Raw genomic sequence first — 22,802 nt, forward strand, 5'->3', positions numbered from 1 at the left:
CAGCCATGCCGCAACCGCACCGCCCCCACACCGTGCCGCTCAGCCGTCGCCGCCTGCTCCAGGCGGGCGCCGTCGTCGCCGGCGCGCTCGCCCTGCCCGTGGGCCTCCCCGCGACGCGGGCCGGCGCGGCCGACGGTGACGAGTGGAACGGCCACATCGACCAGTTCCGGCTCGGCACCGAGCCCCCGCACACCACACTCATGCCGTACGAGGCTGTGGCGCAGGCACTCGCCGCCGACCGGACCCGCTCCCCGTTCCGCCAAAGTCTCGACGGGGACTGGAAGTTCGCCTACGTCGACCGGCCCTCGGAGCGTGACGAGGACTTCCACAGGACCGACCTCGACGACGGGGACTGGGACACCATCCCCGTGCCCGCGGTCTGGCAGCTGCACGGGCACGACCGCCCGATCTACACCAACATCACGTACCCGTGGTGGGGCGCCAACGGCCTCGGCGAGGACGCCCAGCCGCCCGCGTCGCCGACCCGCTACAACCCCGTCGGTCAGTACCGGCGCACCTTCACCGTGCCGAAGGGCTGGCGGGGCAGACGCGTCTTCCTGCACTTCGAGGGCGTCAAGTCGGCCCACTACGTGTGGGTGAACGGCAAGCTCGTCGGCTACCACGAGGACTCCTACACCCCGGCCGAGTACGACATCACCCCGCACCTCACCGAAGGCACCAACCAGCTCGCCGTCGAGGTCTACCGCTTCTCCGACGGCGACTGGCTCGAGGACCAGGACATGATCCGGCTGAGCGGGATCTTCCGCTCGGTGTATCTGTACTCGACGCCAGGCGTGCACCTGCGTGACTTCAAGCTCGACACCCCGCTCGGCGACGGACACACCACCGCCGAGCTGTCGGTCACCGCCACCGTGCACGACTACGCCGGTGACCCGGGCGCGTACACCGTCGAGACCCAGCTCTACGACGCCGCGGGCCATGCCGTCTGGCCCCGTCCGCTCACCCAGAAGGCCACCGTCACCGGCTCCGACGACGACTCGGAAGTGACCGTGCGGGCCGCCAAGTCCGTTCCCTCGCCGCGCCTTTGGTCCGCCGAGAGCCCGTACCTCTACACCGCCGTGCTCCGCCTGCGCGACCCGGCGGGCAAGGTGACCGAGACGCTCTCGCACCGCGTCGGCCTGCGCGAGTTCGCGCTCAAGGACGGGCTGATGCGGATCAACGGAAAGCCGGTGTCGTTCCGCGGCACCAACCGGCACGAGATGCACCCCGACCGCGGCACCGCGCTCACCCGCGCCGACCTGGTCAAGGACATCGAAATCATCAAGCGGATGAACATCAACACCGTCCGCACCTCGCACTACCCCAACAACTCGATCTGGTACGAACTCGCCGACGAGTACGGCCTGTACCTCGTCGACGAGACCAACCTCGAGACCCACGGCGTCCGCGACGACTATCCCGCCAGCCGCCCCGACTGGACGAAGGCGTGCGTCGCCCGCGCCCAGAACATGGTCCACCGCGACAAGAATCACGCCTCCGTCGTCATCTGGTCGCTCGGCAACGAGGCGGGCGAAGGCTCCACCTTCACCGCCATGCACGACTGGATCCGCTCCTACGACACCACCCGCGTCATCCAGTACGAGGGCGACGACAGCCCCGGCGTGAGCGACATCCGCTCCGAGATGTACCCGTCGACGAGCCACGTCGAGTCGAAGGCCAAGGACACCGCCGACACCCGCCCGTACGTGATGATCGAGTACTGCCACGCGATGGGGAACTCGAACGGCAACTTCAAGGAGTACTGGGACCTCGTCCGCCGCTACGACGTGCTGCAAGGCGGCTGGATCTGGGACTTCGTCGACCAGTCGCTGAGCTGGCCGACACCGCCGCGGACGCTGCTGACCGAGACAGGACCCGTCGGCCTCAAGGGTGAACTCCTCAACCCCGCGGGCTCGTTCAACCGGGACAAGGGGCTGAGCGGCGCCACCGTCTTCGCCCGCGACGACCGTCTCGACCTGACCGGGTCGCTCACCCTCGAAGCCTGGGTGACCCCGCATGTCACCGGCTACCACCAGCCGATCCTGGCCAAGGGCGACACCCAGTACGCGCTCAAGCAGAGCGACAAGAACCTGGAGTTCTACATCTACTCCGGTGGCCAGTGGATCACCGCGAGCTGGGCCACCCCTGACGACGGCTGGACGGGCAGTGAGCACCATGTCGCCGGTGTTTTCGACGCGAGCGCGGGCACGCTCACGCTGTACGTCGACGGCGCGGCGAAGGCCACGAAGAACACGACCGCCAAACCGACCAGCAACACTGCGCCGCTCGCCCTCGGCGTGGACGTCGACAACATGGTCCGCGAGTTCAGCGGCACCATCCGCCGCGCCCGCGTGTACTCCCGCGCGCTGAAAGCCGCCGAACTCGCCGACGACGGACGCGGCCCGGACGGCGAAGGCGTGCGCTTCTGGTTCGACGCCAAAACGGTCGGCGTCACGGAGAAGCAGCCGCGCGACAAGACCTTCTTCGCGTACGGCGGCGACTGGGGCGACAACCCCAACGACGGCAACTTCGTCGCCGACGGCATCATCACCGCGGACCGTGGTCACACCGGCAAGGCCGCCGAGGTCAAGCGGATCTACCAGGCGATCCAGGTGGCACCCAAGGAGGGCGGCGGGGGAGCGGGAGACATCACCCTCACCAACGAGTTCCTCTTCACCAACCTCCGTGAGTACGACGGCCGTTGGGAACTGGCCCGGGACGGCGAGGTGATCCAGCGCGGCAGCCTGAGCCGCACCCAGCTCGACGTCGCCCCGCTCGCCCGCAAGAACATCACCGTCCCGCTGAAGCTGCCGAGCAACCCCGCACCCGGCGCCGAGTTCTTCCTGCACCTGTCCTTCCGGCTGAAGGACGACACGGTGTGGGCCGACGCGGGCTTCGAGGTGGCGCGGGCGCAGCTCCCGATCGACGCGGGCAGCCCGAAGGTGACACTCGTACCGCTGAAGAGCGTGCCGACACTGCGCTACGAGGACGGGGACAAGGCCGTCTCCGTGACCGGGAAGGGCTTCAGCCTCACCCTCGACAAGGCGACCGGCGTCATCACCTCCTACGAAGCCGGCGGCGTCCGGCTCGTCGACGCGGGCCCCGTCCCGAACTTCTGGCGCGCCCCGACCGACAACGACCACGGCAACGGCCAGCACACCCGCAACCAGACCTGGCGGGACGCGGGCGCGCGCCGCAAGGTGACCGGGGTGAGCGCGCACGACCTCGACGGCCGTGCCGTGCGCATCGAGGTCAAGGGCACCCTGCCGACCACCACCGAGTCCACCTACGCCACCACGTACACGGTCTTCGGCGACGGCGCCGTCAAGGTCGACAACGCCCTGCACCCCGGCGCCGTCACCCTCCCGTACCTCCCCGAGGTCGGCACGATCCTGCGGCTCCCCGCGGCCCTCGAGCGGCTGCACTACTACGGCCGCGGCCCGGAGGAGAACCACTGGGACCGCAACGACGGTACGGACGTGGGGCGTTGGGACTCGACCGTGACCGAGCAGTGGACCTCGTACATCCGCCCACAGGAGAACGGCAACAAGACGGACGTGCGTTGGGCGGCGCTCACCGACGGGCGTGGCCGCGGCCTCCTCGTCGCCGCGGACCCGACCGCGGAGCACCCGCTGCTGGAACTCACCGCCTCGCACCTCATCCCGGAGGACCTGTCCGTCGGCGCGCGCCACGACTACCAGCTCGACCCGCGCGACGAAGTGGTCCTGCGGGTCAACCATCGCCAGATGGGCGTCGGCGGCGATGACAGCTGGGGCGCCCAGACCCACGCCCCGTACAAGCTGCTCGCCGACCGGGACTACGCGTACACGTACTGGCTGCGGCCGATCACGGACGTGAAGGAGGCGATGGCGCTGGCACGGAGGCCGGTGGCGGGGGAGTAGTGGCGGAGGGGTGGCCGGGGGGCTCGGTGTCCTCCGGCCGCCTGTTCTCCGGCTGTCCGCCCTCCTGCTGACTGCCTTCCTGTTGACTGCCCTCCCGCTGCCCGCCGCTCCAGCGCAGCCGGACAGCGAGGTGCGTGCTCGCCTTGGCGCTGCTGATGATCGCGCCGAGCTGCGCGTCGAGGGTGACGCCGAACTCCACCTCGATCTCCTCCGGATGCAGGGCGCCGGCCCGGAACTCGGCGATCACCTCCGAGGCGGCGCGGGTGACCGGGGCGAGCGACGCGCGCAGGGTGCTCGTCGCGTTGGACACGTGCGTGCCGAGGCCCACCTGTTGGACACCGTTCAGGGCCGGTGGGGAGACGAGGACCGTGGTGTCGTCGGAGAGCTTGAACTGGACTGCTTCGGGCATGGGATTCCCCGTTCGGTTGGTCGGTGGCGGTCACGTCGGGATGGCGCAGATGCTCTGCCGCGGCACCCCGGTCCCGCCCAACTTCTCCTGGACCTGCTGCAGGTTGCCGAGCAGAGTGCCCGGGTCCTCGCTCCCGTCCGCGTAGTCGAGGACGGTGGAAAAGAACGCGGCGGCGACGTCGGGGCTCATCGCGTCGGCCGCGCTGAAGCACAAGGTGTGCTCCCGTGACCGCAGCATCCCGGCGATCCGCTGCCGCACCGGATGGGCGTAATCGGTCACCTTCCGGTGCGCGGAGAAGGCGGCGGAGCCGGCCGCGTCCACCCAGGCCTGCTGGGCCTTTGCGCCCGCCAGGTAGCTCACGAACCGGCGGGCGCCGGGGTTGTGCGCGCTGAACATCCCGACGAAGTCGCCCGACACCTCGATGGGCCGGCCGGCATCGGGCGCGGCGAACGTGAACCGGGAGTCCTTCTGGAGGGCCGGGGCGAGGCCCGAGCGGGCGCCGTGGGCCAGGCGGCACGTCGGCGAACTCTCGGCCAGCTCTCCGGTCGCCGCGACGAAGCCCCGTCGGCCCGCGCCCTTCAGTACCTTCCGGCCCACGGACTCGGCCCAGTCCGACCAGGCCCGCCGCACCGGCTCGGACGTCCAGGGCAGCTCGCCGGAGACCCACTGTTCGTAGGTGTCCGCTCCTGCGCCCGAGAGCAGCAGGTCCGCTATCCAGTCGGCCCCCGGCCACCCGGACGTCGGACCCGATTCGAGGCCGAGGCACCAGGTGAGGTCGGTCTGCCCGGTGACGGAGCGCCATGTCGCGTCGTCGCCCGGTGCGCCCGATGCCTGCTCGTCGTACCAGACGAGGCTCTTGACGTCGACCTTGACCGGGACCGCGTAGGTGACGCCGTGCACCTGGGCCAGACCGCGGAACGGCTGCTGATAGTCCGCGATGTCGACCGTCTTGTCCAGGGACCGCAACCGGCCGCCATTGGCCGTGGTCGTGTCCGCGTACCGGATCACGGCGGCCGCGCTCGGCAGCACCGCCAGGTCCGGCGGGACACCGGCCTGCACCGAGGCGTCGAGTTGCTGGGTGAGGTCCCGCGTGACCTGGACGTCGACGGGGATGCCGGTGGAGCGCTCGAAGTCCTTGACGAGGCCGTAGAAGGCCTGGAACTCGTGCGGCTGGGTCCACGGAACCATGATCGTCACGCTCTCGCGGGTGCCGGGGCCGCCGCAGCCCGCCAGGGCGATGACGAGGCCCATGACCGCGAACAGGCAGGCCAGGCGCGGGTGTCGGAAGGTCGATGTCGTCATGAGCGGGGGAACCTGTACTCGGCGAGGCGTGGCCGGTAGGCGAAGTAGATCAGGACGCCGGCCCCGGTGAGGGCCAGCAGGGCGAGGGCCATGACGAGCGGAGCCCCGGCGGTCGGACGGGCCGCCAGGCGCTGCTCGTCCCAGCCGGTGAGGAGGGCGGCGAAGAGAGTGACGGCGGCGGTGACGGCGAGCGAGGCGGGCAGCAACGGGCCGATGTGGCGGTGGAAGTGCCGGAACAGGATCACCGTGGTGATCAGCGTGAGGGCCAGCATCACGAGCAGCGGGGCACAGGCGAGCATCCACAGCTGCACGGGGTCGAGCCACCCCTCGCCGCGTTGCCGGTCGAGGCCGGACGTCTGCAGCTGTTCCAGGTCGTCCAGGGAGGCGAGCACGCCACCGGTGCCGGGGATCGGCTTCCCGGTGTCGGGGTCGCGCATCGATGATGCCGTCAGGGTCCCCTGCGCGGCGTCCACCGCGTGTTCACCGCTGCGCGGGTAGTCGCGGACCGCCGCGGCCGCCATTTTCAGACAGGTCGTCAACTGGCCCTGGACGAACTGGAATTGGGAGCGTCCCGCGGTGCCTGCCGCATTGCCCTCGGCCGCCGACGTCAGCAGCGTGTTGATGCGCGCGGTCGCGTTGGCGAACTCCGATCCTGTGCCGATGAGTTGCAGCTGCCCGGTGCGCGCGGCCGTGGCGAGCGCCTTGTCGGCGGACTGTGCGGCGGTGCGCGCCGACCGGATGTCGTGCACGGCCGCGTCGACGCGGCGGGCGGAGGTGATCTGCTGCGTTCCGTCGGTGGCCACCAGGATGTAGACGATCGCGACCGCGCACACCATGGCGAGCATGCCCACACGGATCCACCGCAGGACCACCACCGGGTGGAGCGTGCGCAGGACGGCGCGTGCCGCGGTCCTCAACCTGCCCCCTCGGGACCGATCCTGGCGCCGCACGGTTCGCAGAACTTCGCGTCGGGCGCGACGAGCGGTCCCTGACAGTTCGGGCAGACGCCGGTGTCGCGGCGGGGTCCGGTGTCGGCGTCGACGGGGTCGTCGGGCACGGGGCCGGTATGCGTCGCGTCCAGGCCGATCTGCTGAATCTGCCCGTTCGAGACACCGGTCCGCACGACGGGCTTCCCGTCGGGGCCGTCCTGCGCCATGGCGTGAAGGAGGCGCAACCGGCGGGTGTCGCCGAGCTGTTCGGCGAGAGCGAGCGCCTGCCGCAACTTCGCGTCGGCGAGCGCGCTGTCCCCTCGCTCGTGCGCGTCGGCGCAGTCCTGCATCGCGAAGCGGAGTTCGCGTTCGGCCTCCACGCGGGTGAGGTTGGCGGAGACCGGGATCGCGAACGCCTTGTTCGACCGGCGTTTCACGACCAGAACGCGCTCGTCGGTGCACGTGGGCCGGTCGGCCTGCCCCGCCGCGGGTTCGGTCCGCAGCGTGATGGTGGCGGCCTGCACCCGATGGTTCAAGGGGAGGCTCTCGGGCTCGAAGTGCACGGACACGTGGTACTGATGTGCCCCCGCGGCCCAGGCGCCGAGCGGGATGTGGATCTCGGCCCCGCGCTCCTGGCGCTTGTCCGTCAGGTCGACCTGGACGGGGCGGGTCTGGCGCACGAAACCCAGGTCGAACCGGTCGGTGAGGCTCAGGGCGAGGTACATCCTCGGTATGACCAGCTGCTGGGCATCCTGCATGAGACGGACGAAGTCCTCGGTGAGGTCGGGGATGTCGAGCACCGCGGCCGCGCTTCCGTGCAGGCCCTCGGTGACCGTGCGGATCGCGGTGCGGTGCCAGTGCTCGCCGAGGCCGCGGGCGTCACAGGTGAATCGGTCGGCGCAGCCGCGCACCGCGTTCGCGAGCTGCTCCGGGGTCTCGTGCTCGTTCTTGCCGTCCGTGTAGAGGACGGCGTGGCAGACGGTGTCCGAGCCCGTCGACGTGTCGAAGAGGTCCCGGGCGAGGGTGAGCCAGCGGCCGATCCGCGTACCGCCCTGGGCGACTTGGGCGGCGACCTGGTGTTTCGCGTGCTGTCGCACGTGCTGGTCGACCGGTGCGAGGGGGCGACCGGGGGGCGGGTAGATCACCGTGGCTTCGTGGTCGCCCGCGACGATTCCGAGCAGGGTGCCGTCCCGCAGGGTGTCGATCGCGGCCGACACGGCCTTCTTGGCCTCGTCCAGCTTGCCGCTCGCGGCCATCGACTGGGAGCGGTCCATGATGAGGACCTCGGCGTGCCGCGGACCGTGCCCCGCCTTCTCGTCCCCCGGGCGGTCCGGGGCCTCGCCGGCGGGGCGGGCGCGTACGGTGAGGAGCGCGTCGGCGCGGGCCGCGTCGACGGCCAGGTCTTCCGGCGCGTCCACCTCCACCGTGAAGGTCAACCGGCCACGCGATGTATTCCCCATCGCTCTCCCCCCGACTGCATGGCACACAGCGTCCGTGCGGTGGGCCTCCCTGCCCCGGATGCCCAGCACGGACCAGCGTGAGCCTAGCGTCTGCCGTCACTGTCCGGAACTGCTGAGGCGCAGGGAGTTATCACCCTGGGGTCCGGGCTCGATCGCTCGCGTGCGACGGCGCGGGCTCCACGGCCATCGGGGCGGCGGTCGGAGGTGATTGGCCAAGTCGACCAGGGTTCTGGCCTGTTGGTCGCCGATGGCGTGCCGCGCCAGGGTGCGTATCTCCCTGGACAGGGCCAACCGGGCGCCTTCGCGGACGAATTGGGCGTGGGCCAGTTCCGCGCCGAGGCTCGCGTGGTCCGCTTCGTCCACGTCCAGGGCCGTGAACTGCTCGCGCAGCTGCGCACCGCTGTCGAGTCCCGCTTCGTAACGGGCGACGCCGAGCCGGAACTGTGCGATCCGGGCCTCCTGTTCGGAGGAGAGCTCGTGCGTCAGTGTCTCGACGACCCGGGCGGCGGCTTCCGTCTCCCCGGTCCTGTGCAGGACGCGGGCCAGGCCGAAGCCGGCGGCGCCGAGCGCCGGAGCGGTGTCGAACGCGGTGGTGTAACGCGCCCTCGCCGAGGAAGGGTTGCGGTCGAGCTCGAAGCACAGGCCGAGTGCCAGGTGGGGGACGAGTTCGCCAGGGAGCGCGGCACGTACTTCTTTGAAGCGGGCGATCGCCTCCTTCACCTGATCGTGCGTCAGCGCGAGCAGTGCCGCGTACCAGGCTCGCATCCAGTGCCCAGCGGGGAGCGGTACGTTCTTCAGTGCCTGCGCGCACTCCTCGACCTCGCCCGCACCCAACATGCTTCTGCACAGCGCCAGTTGGTGTTGTACGTCCTCGGTGACCAGTCGGTCGTCGGGGTCCCGTACGGGCTTCGGCAGCGCAGCCGCGATCGCCGCCGCCCCCGGTGTCGAGAACGGTGGCGGCAGCGGCAGCAGCAGGGCGCGTACCTCGTGCGGTGGGGGCGGCGGGTCCGTCGGCTCGGGCTGCGCGGGCACCCTGTCGGTCCAATGGGGCAGTGGTACGGCGCCGGTCCAATGGGCGAGCGGCCGGGCCGCTCCGAGGCCCCCGTGCAGCGTCGGGGCGACCGGTCCGAACAGTGCGGACGCCCGCTGGACGGGGCGGGGCACCGAGGACGCCGCGGCGACCTGGCGCAGCACACCGCTGAGTTGCTCGCCGAACTGGCGGGCCGAGGTGAACCGTCGGTCGGGCCCGCCGTCGTGGGTGGCCCTCTGGAGCAGCAGCGTGAGCGCCTGCACGCCAGGGGCCGACGGGGTGGCCAGATGGGCCCGGCACAGTTCCCGAAGTGACTCGCCCAACCCGTACAGATCGAATCCGGGGGTCGGGCCGATCGTGTACTCCGCGTCGTCCGGCCCGGGCGCGTACGTGGGCGTGTATTCGACGAACGGTGAGGTGTCGTCCGTGGTGCGCACGGCCCCGAAGTCGATGAGCCGCACCCGGTCACGGGCGAGGTCCGGGGCGTTCTTCTGGACGCGTGCCGTGGTCGTCTCCTGGAAGCGGATGATGTTCAGCGGCTTCACGTCGCAGTGCAGCAGGCCGCGGTGGTGCAGATAGTCGAGGGCCTGCAGGATGCGCAGGCCGTGCGCGAGCAGGTCCGCGAGCTCGTCCCCCGGACGTGCCGAGAGCGCGGAACCGGGAACGTACTCGAGGACGAGATAGCTGCGGCGGTGCTCGCCCTCGCCCTCCTCCTCGTGGCCGAGGATGCGGACGATGGCGTCGTGCCGGAGGTCGACCAGGACGTCGCGCTCCCACTTCGACTTGGACGTACGCAGCTGCTTGACGACGACCTGGATCCCGAGCCTGCGGTCGTAGGCGAGGTAGGCGGCGCCGTAGGAGCCCTGTCCGAGCAGCTGCCTGACCTCGTAGCGGTCCGCGATCACGAGACCTTCGATCTGCGTGAAGTCGAAGCGCGTCCCGCAGTACGCGCAGAAGCCCGCGGTGAGCCCGGCCTGTCCGTCCCGGCCGCGTCCGACGGGCTTCCCGCAGCCGGGGTTCGCGCAGAACCGGTGCGACTCGTTGAGCGTCCCCGCGTCGGTCGGCCGCGTGGTCGTGGCCCCCCGGTGCAGCTGGGGGTCGTCGACCAGGGCGAGGCCGTACCACGGGTCGGGGCGCACCCGGCGCACACCGACGCGCGGTGGTGGCGCCACGGCGGGCGGGCCCATGCGCTCGGGCGGCAGCGGCTCCAGGGCGCACACCGTGCAGAACCCGTGCTCATTGATGGTGCCCTCACCGCATTCGGGACGGTTGCACTCCCTCATGGCCTCACCCCTCTTGACGTATCCCTACTGCCCCGCATCGCCCTCGATGCGCCGGTCGATCGCCGCGACGTACCGGGGAACGCGACGCCTGGCCGCCGCGAGATCGACGGGAACGCCGTGCAGGGCACGCGCGGCGGCCGCGTACAGCTCCACGAGCTCCAGGTCCCCCTCCTCCCGGTGCTCCTCGCCGATCAGCCGGGCGGCGCGACCCCGGTACAGATCGAGGGTGACGCCGAGCTCCGTGCGCTCGCTCTGCATCGTCCGCAACTCGTCGGTGTAGTGCGCCAGCGCCTCCTGGGCCGCCCGCGCGTGCCGCGCCACGGCGGCCAGTTCACCGCCAGGGTCGGCGGTGCCGGCCACCGCGAGCCGGACGGCCAGGCGCGGGGCCTGGGCCACCGGCAGGCGCGGCGGCTCCAGGAACCTGTTCGCGGGCGTCTGCTTCGCCCGCACCGCACGCTCCTCGACCCGGGCGAGCCGGTCGACGGCCTCAAGGGCCTCTTCCGGAGTCACCCTCTCCTCCGATCCGTCGCCGGACAGCGGGGTCGGATCGAGCGACGTGTCGTGCGGGAGGTCGCGAGGCGGTGGCTCCTCGAAGCCCAGGACGAGCCGCATCCCGCGGGCGCGGGCCCGCCGCGCCAGCGGAGCCAGCACGTCGGAGATCAACCGCTGGGGATCGGTGGCCTGGTCGACGCCGTCCACGATCACGCAGGCGGGCGGCCGCCGATGCGTCAGGACGTGCACCAACTCCTGGGCGGAATCCGTGTGGTGGGCGATTCCGAAACGCCGTACGAGATACTTGATCACCTCGTCCGTCGACCGGCCCCGTGCGTCGTACGCGGCGTCCACGGCGCCGAATCCGAGCGAGGTGTCGCCCGTGGTGCGGGAGCGAACGCCCCGGTCGTCGGCTGGCGGGGCCGCCGCGTCCGAGGTACGGGCGAGACGCACCAACCACGACGAGCCGGGTCCTGTGGCCCGTCCCGTCACCAGGACGACGGCGCCCGACCAGGAGCCGCCGCTCAGCATCCCGGCCAGCTCCTTCGTCAGCGCGCGCTGCAGCGGATCCTCGAGCAGTGCGTCGCCCGTCCCGTTGCCGTTGTCGGGAGCGCCGAGCAGGGCGATGCCGGGCTCGCCGTCGCAGAACTCCCTGATCCGGTCCACGTAATACAAGATCGTCTCGGTGGGCAGTATCCAGGCCGCCCTGGCGTTCTCGTCCCGGTACTCGGCGACGACGATGCCGATCACCTTGTCCTCGAAGTCCCCGTCCAGGGCCATCACCCCGGCGCCCGAATACCCCGGAACGATCCACGGGCCGTCCGGGTCCAGCTTCTTGAGCTGACCCCACTCGCCCTCCGCGCCGCCCGACCCGGCCAGCTCCGCGTCGGCGCTGAGACCGTTCGGTACGTTCGCCGGGAATCCGTAGGCACGGACCCTGCCCCCGGAGATCGGCGCCCTCCACAGCGTGGTGCGCTGCCCGCACCCCGGCTCCTCGGCCAGTTCGAGGAGTGCGACGTCACCGCGCTGCGTGCCCTTGTACACCCAGGTGCCGTCGACGACTTGGGCGTCGAGCGTCCACCCCGGCACACAGGCCACGCTGCGTACGCGCACCCGCGCCGCGGGCTGGGGCGCCTCGCTCGTGCCGGATGTGCCGCCGGCGTACTTCACCACGTGCGCACACGTCAGCACGTACCGGTCGTCGAGCAGGACCCCCGCGCCGTGCCACTGCCCGTTCACGTCGTCGATCCGCACCCGCCACGGCTCGTCGTGGTGCTGATGCTGTGTCATCCCGTCCACGTTACCCACCGGACGGGTGGTGCAGGAGGCTTCGTCCGCAGTTCCTGCTTTCTGGTAATTCCCCTTCCCCCGTACTGACTTGAGTCCTGACGCGTGGTTGGTCTCAGTTGAAGACGACCGTCCGGTTTCCGTGCAGCAGGACGCGGTTCTGGCAGTGCCAGTTCACCGCGCGGGCCAGCGCGACCCGCTCGGCGTCCCGGCCGACGAGGACGAGTTCCCGGGCGCTCTGGCGGTGGTCCACGCGGATCACCTCCTGCTCGATGATGGGTCCCTCGTCCAGGTCCCCGGTGACGTAGTGGGCGGTCGCGCCGACGAGCTTGACGCCCCGCGCGTGGGCCTGGTGGTAGGGCTTGGCGCCGGCGAAGCTCGGCAGGAACGAGTGGTGGATGTTGATGGCCCGCCCCTCCAGCGCCTTGCACAGGTCGTCGGAGAGGATCTGCATGTACCGGGCGAGCACCACCAGGTCGATGGCGTGCTCGTCCACGAGCCGCAGCAGCTGCTCCTCGGCCCCCGCCTTGGTGTCACGGGTGACCGGCACGTGCAGGAACTCCACGCCCGCCTGCTCCGCCTGTTCGCGCAGATCGGGATGGTTGGAGACGACGAGGGCGATGTCCCCGTCGAGGGTGCCGCTGCGCCACCGGTACAGCAGGTCGGCAAGGCAGTGGTCGAACTTCGACACCATGACGAGCACCCGGGGTGTGGCCGCCGCGTCGCGCAGCCGCCAGTCCATCGCGTACGTCTCGGCCGTGGCGGCGAAGCGCTCCTCCAGGTGGGCCGGTACTGTCCCGGCGGGCGCGGTGAAACTCGTCCGCAGGAAGACGGTGTCGTTGTCGGTGTCGTCGAACTGCTGGTGCTCGGTGATGTCGCAGCCCTCGCCGACCAGGAACGCGGTGACGGCGTGCACGATGCCGGGGCGGGCCGGGCAGTTGAGGGTCAGGATGTACTGATCGCTGTCGGTGCGTGCGCTGCGTGTGGTGGTCACGGCAGGTGTCTCCTCAGCATTCGACGGCGTACTCGGTGCAGGCGTCGGCGAGCCACGCCGCGAGGTACCCGGCGAAGGACGACCGGACGAGCAGCCAGACCGCCCGCGGGCCCGCTTCGCGCACCACGAGCGTGACACCGGCCTGCGCGAGCAACGTGGTGTGGCAGGCGCCCCCGTCGGCCTTGTCCGGCGCGAGATCCAGGGCGCAGCCCTGCGACAGGACCTCCGGCAGCAAGGGGCCCGCGAGGGCGAGGACGGTGCGCTGCGCGGAGGTGTCGGTGACGGTGGCGAACTCTTCGCCGATCGCCGACCGCAGCCCGGCTGTCAGCTCCTCGGCGCGACCTGCGGGTGCGACCAGGAGCCATTCGTCGGGGCCGAGCCAGAGTGCCTTGACCTCGGTGTCCAGTTGGGCGCGGCAGGCGTCGGGCAGCGTGTACCCGAGGTACCTCTCGATGATGGTGGCCGCCGCGCTGCCCGGTGTCACCCGGAGCGTCAGTTGGGTCAGGTACGGGAGTTCGCGGGCGGTCAGGCCGGAGGGGAGCCGCGGGGCCCAGTCGGCGAGCGGGCTGATGCGTGCGGGGGTGTGCGCGGGCGTGGGGGCGGGGGCGTCAGCCGTCACGGCGGGCTCCTTCCTTGTCGAAGAGGACGGGTTCGGCGACGGTCACCGGCACGGTGGCGCCGTCGAGCGGGACGTAGAGGGTCTCGCCGACGCGGGCGGCGCCGGAGCGCACGAGCGCCAGGGCGAAGGTGCGCTGCAGGGCGTCGCTGCGGTAGCTGGAGGTGACATGGCCGAGCATCGGGACCGGCGGTGCGGGGACCGCCTCGGTGGCGATGATCTGCGCGCCTTCCGGCAGCAGGGTGCGCTCGTCGGTGGGCAGCAGCGCGACCAGCCGCTTGCGGTCGGGGCGCTGGTTCTCGGGCCGGGCGAAGGAGCGCTTGCCGACGAATTCCGGCTTCTTCTTGGAGATCACCCAGTTCATGCCGAGGTCCTGCGGGGTGACCGTGCCGTCGGTGTCCTGCCCGATGATCGGGTACGCCTTCTCGGCGCGCAGCACGTGCATGGTCTCGGTGCCGTACGGGGTGAGGCCCAGCGGCTGCCCGGCGTCGTACAGCGCCTGCCAGACCGTGGTGGCGTACCAGGCCGGCACATTGACCTCGTACGCGAGCTCGCCGGAGAAGCTGATGCGGCACAGTCGGGCGTCGACGCCCGCGATCACCGTGTCCCGCCAACTCATGAACGGGAACGCCTCGTTGGAGACATCCAGGCCGTCGCCGACGACCGCGGCGAGCACCTCCCGGGAGCGCGGGCCCACGAGCGGGACCGTCGCCCAGTGCTCGGTCACGGAGGTGAGGTGGACGCGCAGCTCCGGCCACTCCGACTGGAGCCACTCCTCCATCCACTCAAGGACCTTGGCGGCGTTGCCCGTTGTGGTCGTGACGAGGAACTCGTCCTCCGAGACGCGGATGACCGTGCCGTCGTCGATGGCCATCCCGTCGACGCCGCACATGACCCCATAGCGGATCCGGCCGGACTTCAGCGTGGCCATCATGTTCGTGTAGAGCCGGTTGAGCAGCTCACCCGCGTCCGGGCCCTGCACGCTGATCTTGCCGAGCGTCGAACCGTCCATCATGGCCACGCCGTTGCGCGCCGCGCGGCACTCGCGCTGCACCGCGTCGTCCATCGTCTCGCCGGGCAGCGGGTAGTACCAGGGCCGCTTCCACTGGCCGACGTCCTCGAACAGCGCGCCGTGCCGCTCGTGCCAGGCGTGCAGCGCGGTCACCCGCACCGGGTCGAACAGCTCGCCCCGGTTGCGGCCCGCGAAGGCGGCGAACGCGATGGGCTGCACGGGCGGCCGGAAGCTGGTGGTGCCGAGATCCGCCACCTCCTCGCCGAGCGCCTCGGCGACGATGCCCGAGGTGAGGATCCCGGACGTACGCCCCTGGTCGTGGGCGGTGCCGATGGTGGTGTAGCGCTTCACGTGCTCGACGGAGCGGAGCCCGGCGCGGGTGGCCCGGAACACGTCGCTGACGAGCGCGTCGCGTTGCAGGTCGACGAACTGCGCCGTGCCGTCCACGCCGTCCCGCGGGCTGGGCACCCGCCACAACACCGCGCTGGGAGACGGGAGTTCGGTGGCGGCTGCCGGAACGCCGAACGGCGCGACCGCGACGCCGAGCGCCTCCAGCGCCGTGGCCGTCGCGGCGATGCCGCTGCCGAGACACTCCCCGAGCGTGCGCAGACCGTCCGCGGCGCCCGCCGTCCGTACGGTCGGGAGCGCCTCGGTGGGCACGAACGTGGCGAGCTCCGCGTCGTAGCGCAGCTTCCCGCGCGCCTGGCTGAACAGGGCCACGGCCGGGTTCCAGCCGCCGGAGACGAGCAGCACGTCGCAGTCGACGCCGTGCCGCCGGGCGTCGTCCGCCGAACGCTGGGCGATGTGCGCACGGGAGAGGCGCTCGGCGCCGCTGGTCCCGGTGACGACATGGTCGCGGTGCAGCGGGATGCCGCGCTCGGCCAGCGCCCCGGCGAGCCGCGCGGGGACGGTCGGCCGCGCGTCGACCACGGCGGCGAACTCCACACCGGCGTCGGCGAGTTCGAGCACCGCGTCGTACGCGGAGTCGTTCGTCGTGAAGACGGCGGCCCGGCGGCCGGCGAGGACGCCGTACCGGCCCAGGTACGTACGGGCCGCGGAGGCGAGCATGATGCCGGGGCGGTCGTTGTCGTCGAAGGCGATCGGCCGCTCGGTGGCGCCGGTCGCGTGCACGACCTGCTCGGCCCGGATGCGCCACACCCGCTGCCGGGACACGTGGCTCGGGGCGGCGGCGCCGAGGTGGTCGGTGCGCTTCTCCAGGGCGAGGACGAGGTTGTCGTCGTAGTGGCCGAAGGCGGTGGTGCGGGTCAGGACGGTCACGTTCCCGGACGCCGCGAGCCGCCGCGTCACCGAGTCCACCCACTCCTGCGCGGGCCGGCCGCCGACGGTCTCCCGCGTGCCGAGCAGGCTGCCTCCCAACTCCGGTGCGCTGTCGACGAGGACGACCCGGACCCCGGCGTCGGACGCGGCGAGCGCGGCCGCGAGACCGGCAGGGCCCGCGCCGACGATCAGCAGCTCGGCGTGCAGGTGCTGCGCGTCGTAGCGAGCGGGATCGGGCTCACCGGCGAGCCGCCCCTGGCCGCCGAGGCCGCGCGCCACCAGACCGTCGTAGAGCTCGACCGTGGTGGCGGTGAGCATCGGCTCGGGGAACGGCGCCTCGATCTGCACGAGCGCGTTGGGCTCCTCGACACCGGCGGCCAGGATGCCGCGCGGGCGGCCGTACTTGATGCTCGTCGCCACCCGGTGCACGCCGTTCGCCAGCAGCGCGGAGGCGAGGGTGTCACCGGGGTGCCCCGTGTACGGCGTCCCGTCGAAGACGAAGTCCAGCGTGGTGGAGCGGTCGATGCGCCCGTACGCGGCGGAGGAGGTACGGAAGGGAGTGCTCATGCGGTCGCCTCCTGGCGCTCTCGCGTGCCGGTGCCGAGCGGGTTCGGGGGCCCCACGGGGTACACGGTCAGGAACTCGTAACTCACGGTGTCGCGCACGGCGTTGAACCAGCGGCGACAGCCCGCCGTGTGCGCCCACCGCTCGGCGAAGGGACCCTTGGGGTTGTCGCGGAAGAACACGTACTGGGCCCACTGCTCGTCGTCGAGCGCATGCGGGTCCGCGGGGTGCTCGACGTGCGCCTGGCCGCCGTAGTGGAACTCGGTCTCCTCGCGCGGCCCGCACCAGGGGCAGGGAATCAACTGCATCTCACGGTCTCCTCAGAAGGTCCCTAGGCGGGTGTTCAGTGCGCGACGGCGGCGGCGCCGTGCTCGTCGACGAGGGCGCCGGTCGTGAACCGGTCGAGGGTGAACGGCGCGTTGGTGTCATGGGGTTCACCGGTCGCGATGGTGTGCGCGTACGCCCAACCGACACCCGGCGTCGCCTTGAAACCGCCGGTTCCCCAGCCGCAGTTGAGGTACAGGTCCTCGACCGGGGTGAGCCCGACGATGGGGGAGGCGTCCGGGGTGGTGTCGACGATGCCGCCCCAGGTGCGCAGCATGTGGGCGCGCGCGAACACCGGGAACAGCTCCAGGGCGGCGGCCATCTGCCGCTCGATGATGTGGAAGGCGCCGCGCTGCCCGTACCCGTTGTAGCTGTCGATGCCCGCGCCCATGACGAGTTCGCCCTTGTGCGCCTGGGACACGTACACATGCACCGCGTTGGACATCACGACGGTCGGGTGCACGGGCTCCAACAGCTCCGACACCAGCGCCTGCAGTGGATGGCTCTGCAGCGGCAGCCGCAGGCCGACCATCTGCGCGAGGACGGAGGTGTGCCCGGCCGCCGCGAGCGCGACCTTCCCTGCGGCGATCCGGCCCCGGGTGGTCCGCACCCCGGTGACCCGGCCCCCGCTCACATCGATGCCGGTGACCTCGCAGTTCTGGATGAGGTCGATGCCGTACGCGTCGCAGCGGCGGGCGAAGCCCCAGGCCACGTAGTCGTGCTTGGCGATGCCGGCGCGCGGCTGGTACGTGGCGCCGTGCACCGGATAGCGCACGTCCGGGCTGGTGTTGACGATCGGACACACCTTGGCGACCTCGTCCGGCTCCAGCCACTCGGCGTCGATGCCGTTGAGCTGGTTCGCGTACACCCGGCGCTTGCTGTCGCGGACGTCCTGGAGGTTGTGCGCGAGGTTGAGGACGCCGCGCTGGCTGAACAGGATCGGGTAGTCGAGGTCCTGCTCCAGCGTCTCCCACAGCTTGAGCGAGCTCTCGTAGATGCCCGAGCTCTCGTCCCACAGGTAGTTGGAGCGGATGATGGTGGTGTTGCGCGCCATGTTGCCGCCGGCCAGCCACCCCTTCTCCAGGACGGCGATGTTCGTGATGCCGTGGTTCTTGGCGAGGTAGTACGCCGTCGCCAGGCCGTGTCCGCCGCCGCCCACGATCACGACGTCGTAGGACTTCTTCGGGTCGGCATTGCGCCACAGGAAGTCGGGGTGGTCGGGCAGGTCGCGTGCGTCGGGGGTCATGAGGACTCCTTGAAAACCGACTGGGGACGCTCTGATATATCAACGGCGGGTCGTCGTCACCGTAGCCAGCGCCTCAGCGGCGCGTCAATGGTGTCCGGAGGAGGAAAACAAGCCCGCAACCGCCGCGCCGAAGCGGCGAGTTGCGGCGGGGACTCTCAGCCCGGCAGCACGTCCAGAACCGTGTGCATCCGCGAGGCGCGGGCCAGGTCCGCGAGCGCCTGCTCCATCACCGACAGCGGATCGCGCGGCGGCAGCAGCAGACCGATCCGCGCGCTGCGGCGCGGACCGTGCAGCGGCACGGCCTCCATCCCGGCCGGGATCCCGAAGACGTGCAGCCACGTGTGCGGGATGATGCTCGACCACTGGCCGGTGCGCACATGCGCGATCAGCGAGGCGATGGAGTCCGTCTCCACGCGCGGCGCCACCGACAGGGACAGCTCCGCGAACACGTCGTCCAGGACCCGGCGTCCCAGCATCCGCGGATGCAGCAGGCACAGCGGCAGCGCGGCCGCCTCGGCCCAGCTGATCTCCTGCGCCGAGCGGTCCGGGTCCTCCTGGGTGAGCACGACATAGCGCTCGCGGTACAGCGGCACGAACGGCAGATCCAGGTTCCGGCTGTGGTACGAGACCGCCCCGTGCAGCTCGAAGGCGCGCAGCCGGCGCACGATGTCGTCACCCTGGAGATCGGCCTGGACGTTCACCGTGGTGTGCGGGTTGGCCGCGCAGAACGGCTGCGTGAGCAGGGCGACCGCGCCGACCGCCGTGGGCACGGCGCCGAGCCGCAGCTCCCCGCTCAGCCCTTCGCGCAGCGCGGCGAGCCCCGACTGCATGGCGTCCCGGTCCGCGAGCATCCGGCGGGCCCACAGGACGACCTGCTCGCCCTCCGCCGTCAGCCCCTCGAAGCGTCGGCCGCGCCGCACCAGCGGCACCCCGAGTTCCGTCTCCAGCTTGCGGATGCCCTCGGACAGCGTCGGCTGCGACACGAAGCACTGCTCGGCGGCCTTGGCGAAGTGGCCGGTGCCGGTGAGCGCGACGAGGTATTCGAGCTGGCGCAGGAGCACCGTCCCACCCCCTTCCCGGCCGACTTCGGTGGTTCACGTCCGCCCGTGATCGTAGCTGCCTATCAACGATCGGACTTTCCGCTTTGACCGTGGGCCGAGCGCGGACGAATGCTGGGCGGTGGGGGCGTGCCGTCTCCCGGTGAGTCGGAAACGTAGAGGTGATGGGCGTGCGCGCGATCGAAGAGCCCGAAGAGGATCTTTCCCTGAGCAAGCCCAAGACCTGGGCCACCGGGGCGCCCGCCGTGGCCCACGCGCTCCAGTACGCGCTGAGCCAGACCTCGCCCAAGCGCACCGCCCTGACCCTGCTCAACATCAACCAGGACGGCGGCATCGACTGCCCCGGCTGTGCCTGGCCCGAGGGCGCACCGGACAAGCGGCACCGCAACGAGTACTGCGAGAACGGCGCCAAGCACATCGCCGACGAGGCCACCACCCGCCGCGTCACCCGCGAGTTCTTCGCCGAGCACCCGGTCAGCGAGCTGGCGAAGAGCTCCGACTACTGGCTCAACCAGCAGGGCCGGCTGACCGAGCCCATGGTCAAGTACCCGGACAGCGACCACTACGAGCCGATCGGCTGGGACGGCGCGCTCGACCTGCTCGCCGACGAGCTCAATGACCTGGACAGCCCCGACGAGGCGCTGTTCTACACCTCGGGCCGGCTCGCCAACGAGCCCGCGTTCCTGCTCCAGCTGTTCGCGCGGGCCTTCGGCACCAACAACCTGCCCGACTGCTCCAACCTGTGCCACGAGTCCAGCGGCTCGGCCCTCAACGAGACGCTGGGCATCGGGAAGGGCAGCGTCAGCCTCGACGACCTGCACAACAGCGACCTGGTCTTCGTCGTCGGCCAGAACCCGGGCACCAACCATCCCCGGATGCTCACCGCTCTCGAGGAGACCAAGCGGCGCGGCGGGAAGATCGTCGCGGTCAACCCGCTGCCGGAGGCGGGGCTGCTGCGCTTCAAGCACCCGCAGAAGGCGCGGGGTGTCATCGGCAGGGGCACCGAGATCGCCGACCAGTTCCTGCAGATCCGGCCGGGCGGCGACCTCGCCCTGTTCCAGGCGCTGAACCTGCTGCTCCTGGAGGCCGAGGACAAGGCGCCCGGCACGGTCCTCGACCGCGAGTTCATCGACGCCCACACCTCGGGCTACGAAGTCTTCACCGACAACATCCGCGGACTCGACTGGGCGGAGGTCCTCAAGGCCACGGGACTCACGCGCGAGGAGATCGAAGAGGTCCACCAGCGGGTGCTCGGCGCCAAGAACGTCATCGTGTGCTGGGCCATGGGCCTGACCCAGCACAAGCACGGCGTCCCCACCATCCGCGAAGTCGTCAATTTCCTTCTGCTGCGCGGAAACATCGGCAGGCCCGGCGCCGGCGTCTGCCCGGTGCGCGGCCACAGCAATGTGCAGGGCGACCGCACCATGGGCGTGTGGGAGCGCATGCCGCAGTCGTTCCTCGACGCCCTGGAGAAGGAATTCGACTTCGCCCCGCCCACCCGGCACGGCGCCGACGCGGTCGACGCCATCCGGGCCATGCGCGACGGGCGCGCCCAGGTGTTCGTCGGGGTGGCGGGCAATTTCGTCCGCGCCACGCCCGACAGCGACGTGACCGAACGCGCCCTGCGCAATTGCCGGTTGACGGCCCACATCTCGACCAAACTGAATCGCTCGCACGCCGTGTGCGGCCGCACCGCGCTGATTCTTCCCACGCTGGGGCGCAGCGACCGCGACATTCAGTCGGGCGGTGAGCAGTTCATGACGGTCGAGGACTCGATGAGCGACGTGCACGCCACCCGCGGCCGGCTCGCGCCCGCCTCACCCGCGCTGCTCAGCGAGGTGTCCATCATCAGCAGGCTCGCCCGCAGGACCCTCGGCGAGCGGCACGGGATCACCTGGCAGGAATTCGAGAACGACTACGACACCATTCGCGAGCACATCGCGAACGTGGTGCCGGGATTCGACGACTTCAACCGGCGCGTGCGGGAACCGGGCGGCTTCAACCTGCCCAACCCCGTCAACAAGCGCGTCTTCCAGACGGCGAGCGGCACCGCCGTCTTCACCGCGAACACCTTCACCGGGCTCACCGCGCCGCCCGGCCACCTGATCCTGCAGACGCTGCGCTCGCACGACCAGTGGAACACCATCCCGTACGCGATGGACGACCGGTACCGCGGCGTCAAGGGCGCGCGGCGCGTCGTCCTGGCCAATGCGGAGGACCTCGCCGAACTCGGCATCGCGGAGGGGACTTTGGTCGACCTGATCAGCGTGTGGACCGATGGCAGCGAGCGTACGGCGCCCGCTTTCCGCGTCGTCGGCTACCCGACGCCCCGGGGCTCCGCTGCCGCCTACTACCCGGAGACCAACGTCCTCGTCCCGCTGGACAGCGTCGCCGAGAAGAGCAACACCCCCACGTCCAAGGCCGTGATCATCCGGATGGAACCGGCCGAGGGGGACGGCCCCGGTCAGTCGAGGTAGCCCATCTTGCGGCTGATGTCCTGCGCGCTCCGCAGCAGCGTGGGGGAGAGCTCGTGCATCCGCTCCTCGGAGAACCGGTAGGCGGGACCCGAGGCACTGATCGCGGCGATGACCTCACCCTGTGCATTTCTGATGGGCGCGGCCATTCCGTGCAGCCCGAGCTCCAATTCCTCGAGCGTCACCGCATATCCGCGCTCAAGCGTCTGCGCGAGATCCCTCTCGAGTTTTCCCTTGGCGGTCAGGGTGTGCGGTGTCATCTTTTTCATATGGGACGCCGCGAGCATTTCCGCGCGCTCCCGCTCCGGTACATGAGCGAGCAATATTTTTCCACTGGATGTGGCATGCATCGGGGTGAGCTGGCCGACCCAATTGTGCGTGCTGACCGCCATCGGGCCGCGCACCTGGAGGACGTTCACCGCGTAATGTTCCTGCAGAATAGCGATGTTGACCGCCTCACCGAATTCCTCCGCGAGCTGCTCGCAGAACGGGCGGGCCTGCTGCGTCACATCGAAATTGTCGGTGACCGAGCTGGCCAGGCGTACGATGCCGAAACCGATCCGGTACTTTCCCCGGTCGCCCGACTGCTCGACCAAGTCGCGCGCCTCCAGCGCGCCCAGCAGACGGAAGGCCGTCGACTTGTGCACGTCGATTTCCGCGGCGATCTCACTGACGCCTGCTTCCCCGCGCCGCGCGAGAATCTCCAGAACGCTCACGGCACGGTCGACGGACTGCACTCCTGTGCCCGGCGAGCCCGATGTCTCACTGTCTGCGTCATGCTTTCTCATGGCGCGACTATAGGCGCTGTCCGCGGGCGGGCGGCAGGGCGATGCGGAAGCGGATCTTCGGCCCCATCTTCACGCTCGTCTCCTATAAGTGGTGCCTCCTGAATTAGGGCATACAAAGCCCGTCTAGCCAGTGCGGCTACCCGGGACGGCGGAAGTCATGCGCCGCGCATGGCGCCTCGACGTCCGCGCTGCGCGCCGGGGTCGACTCGCACGCGGCCGCGCCAACTGGCGCCCCGACGTGCGGATTTGAGGTGTCGCGCGACAGATCTCAGATGCCCCTTGACACACGCCGTCGACGGAGACGACAGTTTGGGCGTTGCGTAGAACGCGTCAAGGTTCTTCATGCGCAACAGA

General features: G+C 70.7%; 15 protein-coding genes. 2 read left to right on the forward strand and 13 right to left on the reverse strand.

The window, feature by feature from the left end; all coding sequences use genetic code 11:
• Positions 1 to 5: 5 nt before the first annotated feature.
• Positions 6 to 3,902 (forward strand): glycoside hydrolase family 2 TIM barrel-domain containing protein, encoded by a 3,897-nt coding sequence (locus tag OG746_RS43065; protein WP_266724700.1) that lies wholly within the window; start codon positions 6 to 8, stop codon positions 3,900 to 3,902.
• On the opposite strand, the gene OG746_RS43070 is transcribed toward OG746_RS43065, so the two are convergent.
• The 12 genes from OG746_RS43070 to OG746_RS43125 all read right to left on the reverse strand — a co-directional run bounded on the left by OG746_RS43070 (position 3,847) and on the right by OG746_RS43125 (position 19,189).
• Positions 3,847 to 4,311 (reverse strand): CU044_2847 family protein, encoded by a 465-nt coding sequence (locus OG746_RS43070; protein ID WP_266724702.1) that lies wholly within the window; start codon positions 4,309 to 4,311, stop codon positions 3,847 to 3,849. The genes OG746_RS43065 and OG746_RS43070 overlap by 56 nt on opposite strands.
• 30 nt (positions 4,312 to 4,341) lie before the next feature.
• Positions 4,342 to 5,613 (reverse strand): ABC transporter substrate-binding protein, encoded by a 1,272-nt coding sequence (locus OG746_RS43075; RefSeq protein ID WP_266724704.1) that lies wholly within the window; start codon positions 5,611 to 5,613, stop codon positions 4,342 to 4,344.
• Positions 5,610 to 6,530 (reverse strand): hypothetical protein, encoded by a 921-nt coding sequence (locus OG746_RS43080; RefSeq protein WP_266724706.1) that lies wholly within the window; start codon positions 6,528 to 6,530, stop codon positions 5,610 to 5,612. The genes OG746_RS43075 and OG746_RS43080 overlap by 4 nt, the downstream gene beginning before the upstream one ends.
• Positions 6,527 to 8,002 carry a VWA domain-containing protein gene (locus OG746_RS43085; RefSeq protein ID WP_266724708.1) on the reverse strand — a complete coding sequence of 492 codons (1,476 nt, stop codon included), beginning with the start codon at positions 8,000 to 8,002 and terminating at the stop codon, positions 6,527 to 6,529. The genes OG746_RS43080 and OG746_RS43085 overlap by 4 nt, the downstream gene beginning before the upstream one ends.
• Before the next feature lie 96 nt (positions 8,003 to 8,098).
• The gene (locus tag OG746_RS43090; protein ID WP_266724710.1) at positions 8,099 to 10,315 is read right to left on the reverse strand and encodes a tetratricopeptide repeat protein; all 2,217 of its coding nucleotides are present in this window, start codon (positions 10,313 to 10,315) and stop codon (positions 8,099 to 8,101) included.
• Positions 10,316 to 10,339: 24 nt separating this feature from the next.
• The gene (locus tag OG746_RS43095) at positions 10,340 to 12,097 is read right to left on the reverse strand and encodes a trypsin-like serine peptidase (protein WP_266724712.1); all 1,758 of its coding nucleotides are present in this window, start codon (positions 12,095 to 12,097) and stop codon (positions 10,340 to 10,342) included.
• 112 nt (positions 12,098 to 12,209) lie between these two features.
• The gene (purU, locus tag OG746_RS43100; RefSeq protein WP_266724714.1) at positions 12,210 to 13,088 is read right to left on the reverse strand and encodes a formyltetrahydrofolate deformylase; all 879 of its coding nucleotides are present in this window, start codon (positions 13,086 to 13,088) and stop codon (positions 12,210 to 12,212) included.
• Between the two features lie 13 nt (positions 13,089 to 13,101).
• Positions 13,102 to 13,707, reverse strand: coding sequence for a sarcosine oxidase subunit gamma (locus tag OG746_RS43105; protein WP_266724716.1), 606 nt, complete (start codon positions 13,705 to 13,707; stop codon positions 13,102 to 13,104).
• Positions 13,697 to 16,561, reverse strand: coding sequence for a 2Fe-2S iron-sulfur cluster-binding protein (locus tag OG746_RS43110; RefSeq protein WP_266724718.1), 2,865 nt, complete (start codon positions 16,559 to 16,561; stop codon positions 13,697 to 13,699). Before OG746_RS43110 ends, OG746_RS43105 begins: the two co-directional genes overlap by 11 nt.
• A complete protein-coding gene (locus OG746_RS43115; RefSeq protein WP_266724720.1) occupies positions 16,558 to 16,866 on the reverse strand; it encodes a sarcosine oxidase subunit delta in 309 nt (102 codons plus the stop codon). Before OG746_RS43115 ends, OG746_RS43110 begins: the two co-directional genes overlap by 4 nt.
• A 35-nt stretch (positions 16,867 to 16,901) precedes the next feature.
• Entirely contained in the window at positions 16,902 to 18,128 is a 1,227-nt protein-coding gene (locus OG746_RS43120; RefSeq protein WP_266724722.1) for a sarcosine oxidase subunit beta family protein, read from the reverse strand.
• 155 nt (positions 18,129 to 18,283) lie between these two features.
• Positions 18,284 to 19,189, reverse strand: a complete 906-nt coding sequence (locus OG746_RS43125) for a LysR family transcriptional regulator (protein ID WP_266724724.1) — start codon at positions 19,187 to 19,189, stop codon at positions 18,284 to 18,286.
• Between the two features lie 167 nt (positions 19,190 to 19,356).
• Here OG746_RS43125 and OG746_RS43130 point away from each other — a divergent pair, with 167 nt between their 5' ends.
• Positions 19,357 to 21,663, forward strand: a complete 2,307-nt coding sequence (locus tag OG746_RS43130) for an FdhF/YdeP family oxidoreductase (RefSeq protein WP_266724726.1) — start codon at positions 19,357 to 19,359, stop codon at positions 21,661 to 21,663.
• On the opposite strand, the gene OG746_RS43135 is transcribed toward OG746_RS43130, so the two are convergent.
• Positions 21,651 to 22,448, reverse strand: coding sequence for an IclR family transcriptional regulator (locus tag OG746_RS43135; RefSeq protein WP_266724728.1), 798 nt, complete (start codon positions 22,446 to 22,448; stop codon positions 21,651 to 21,653). The two genes, OG746_RS43130 and OG746_RS43135, sit on opposite strands and share 13 nt — an antisense overlap.
• Positions 22,449 to 22,802: the final 354 nt, after the last annotated feature.

Source organism: Streptomyces sp. NBC_01016 (genome assembly GCF_026341035.1).
In the GTDB taxonomy this organism is placed as follows: Bacteria; Actinomycetota; Actinomycetes; order Streptomycetales; family Streptomycetaceae; genus Streptomyces.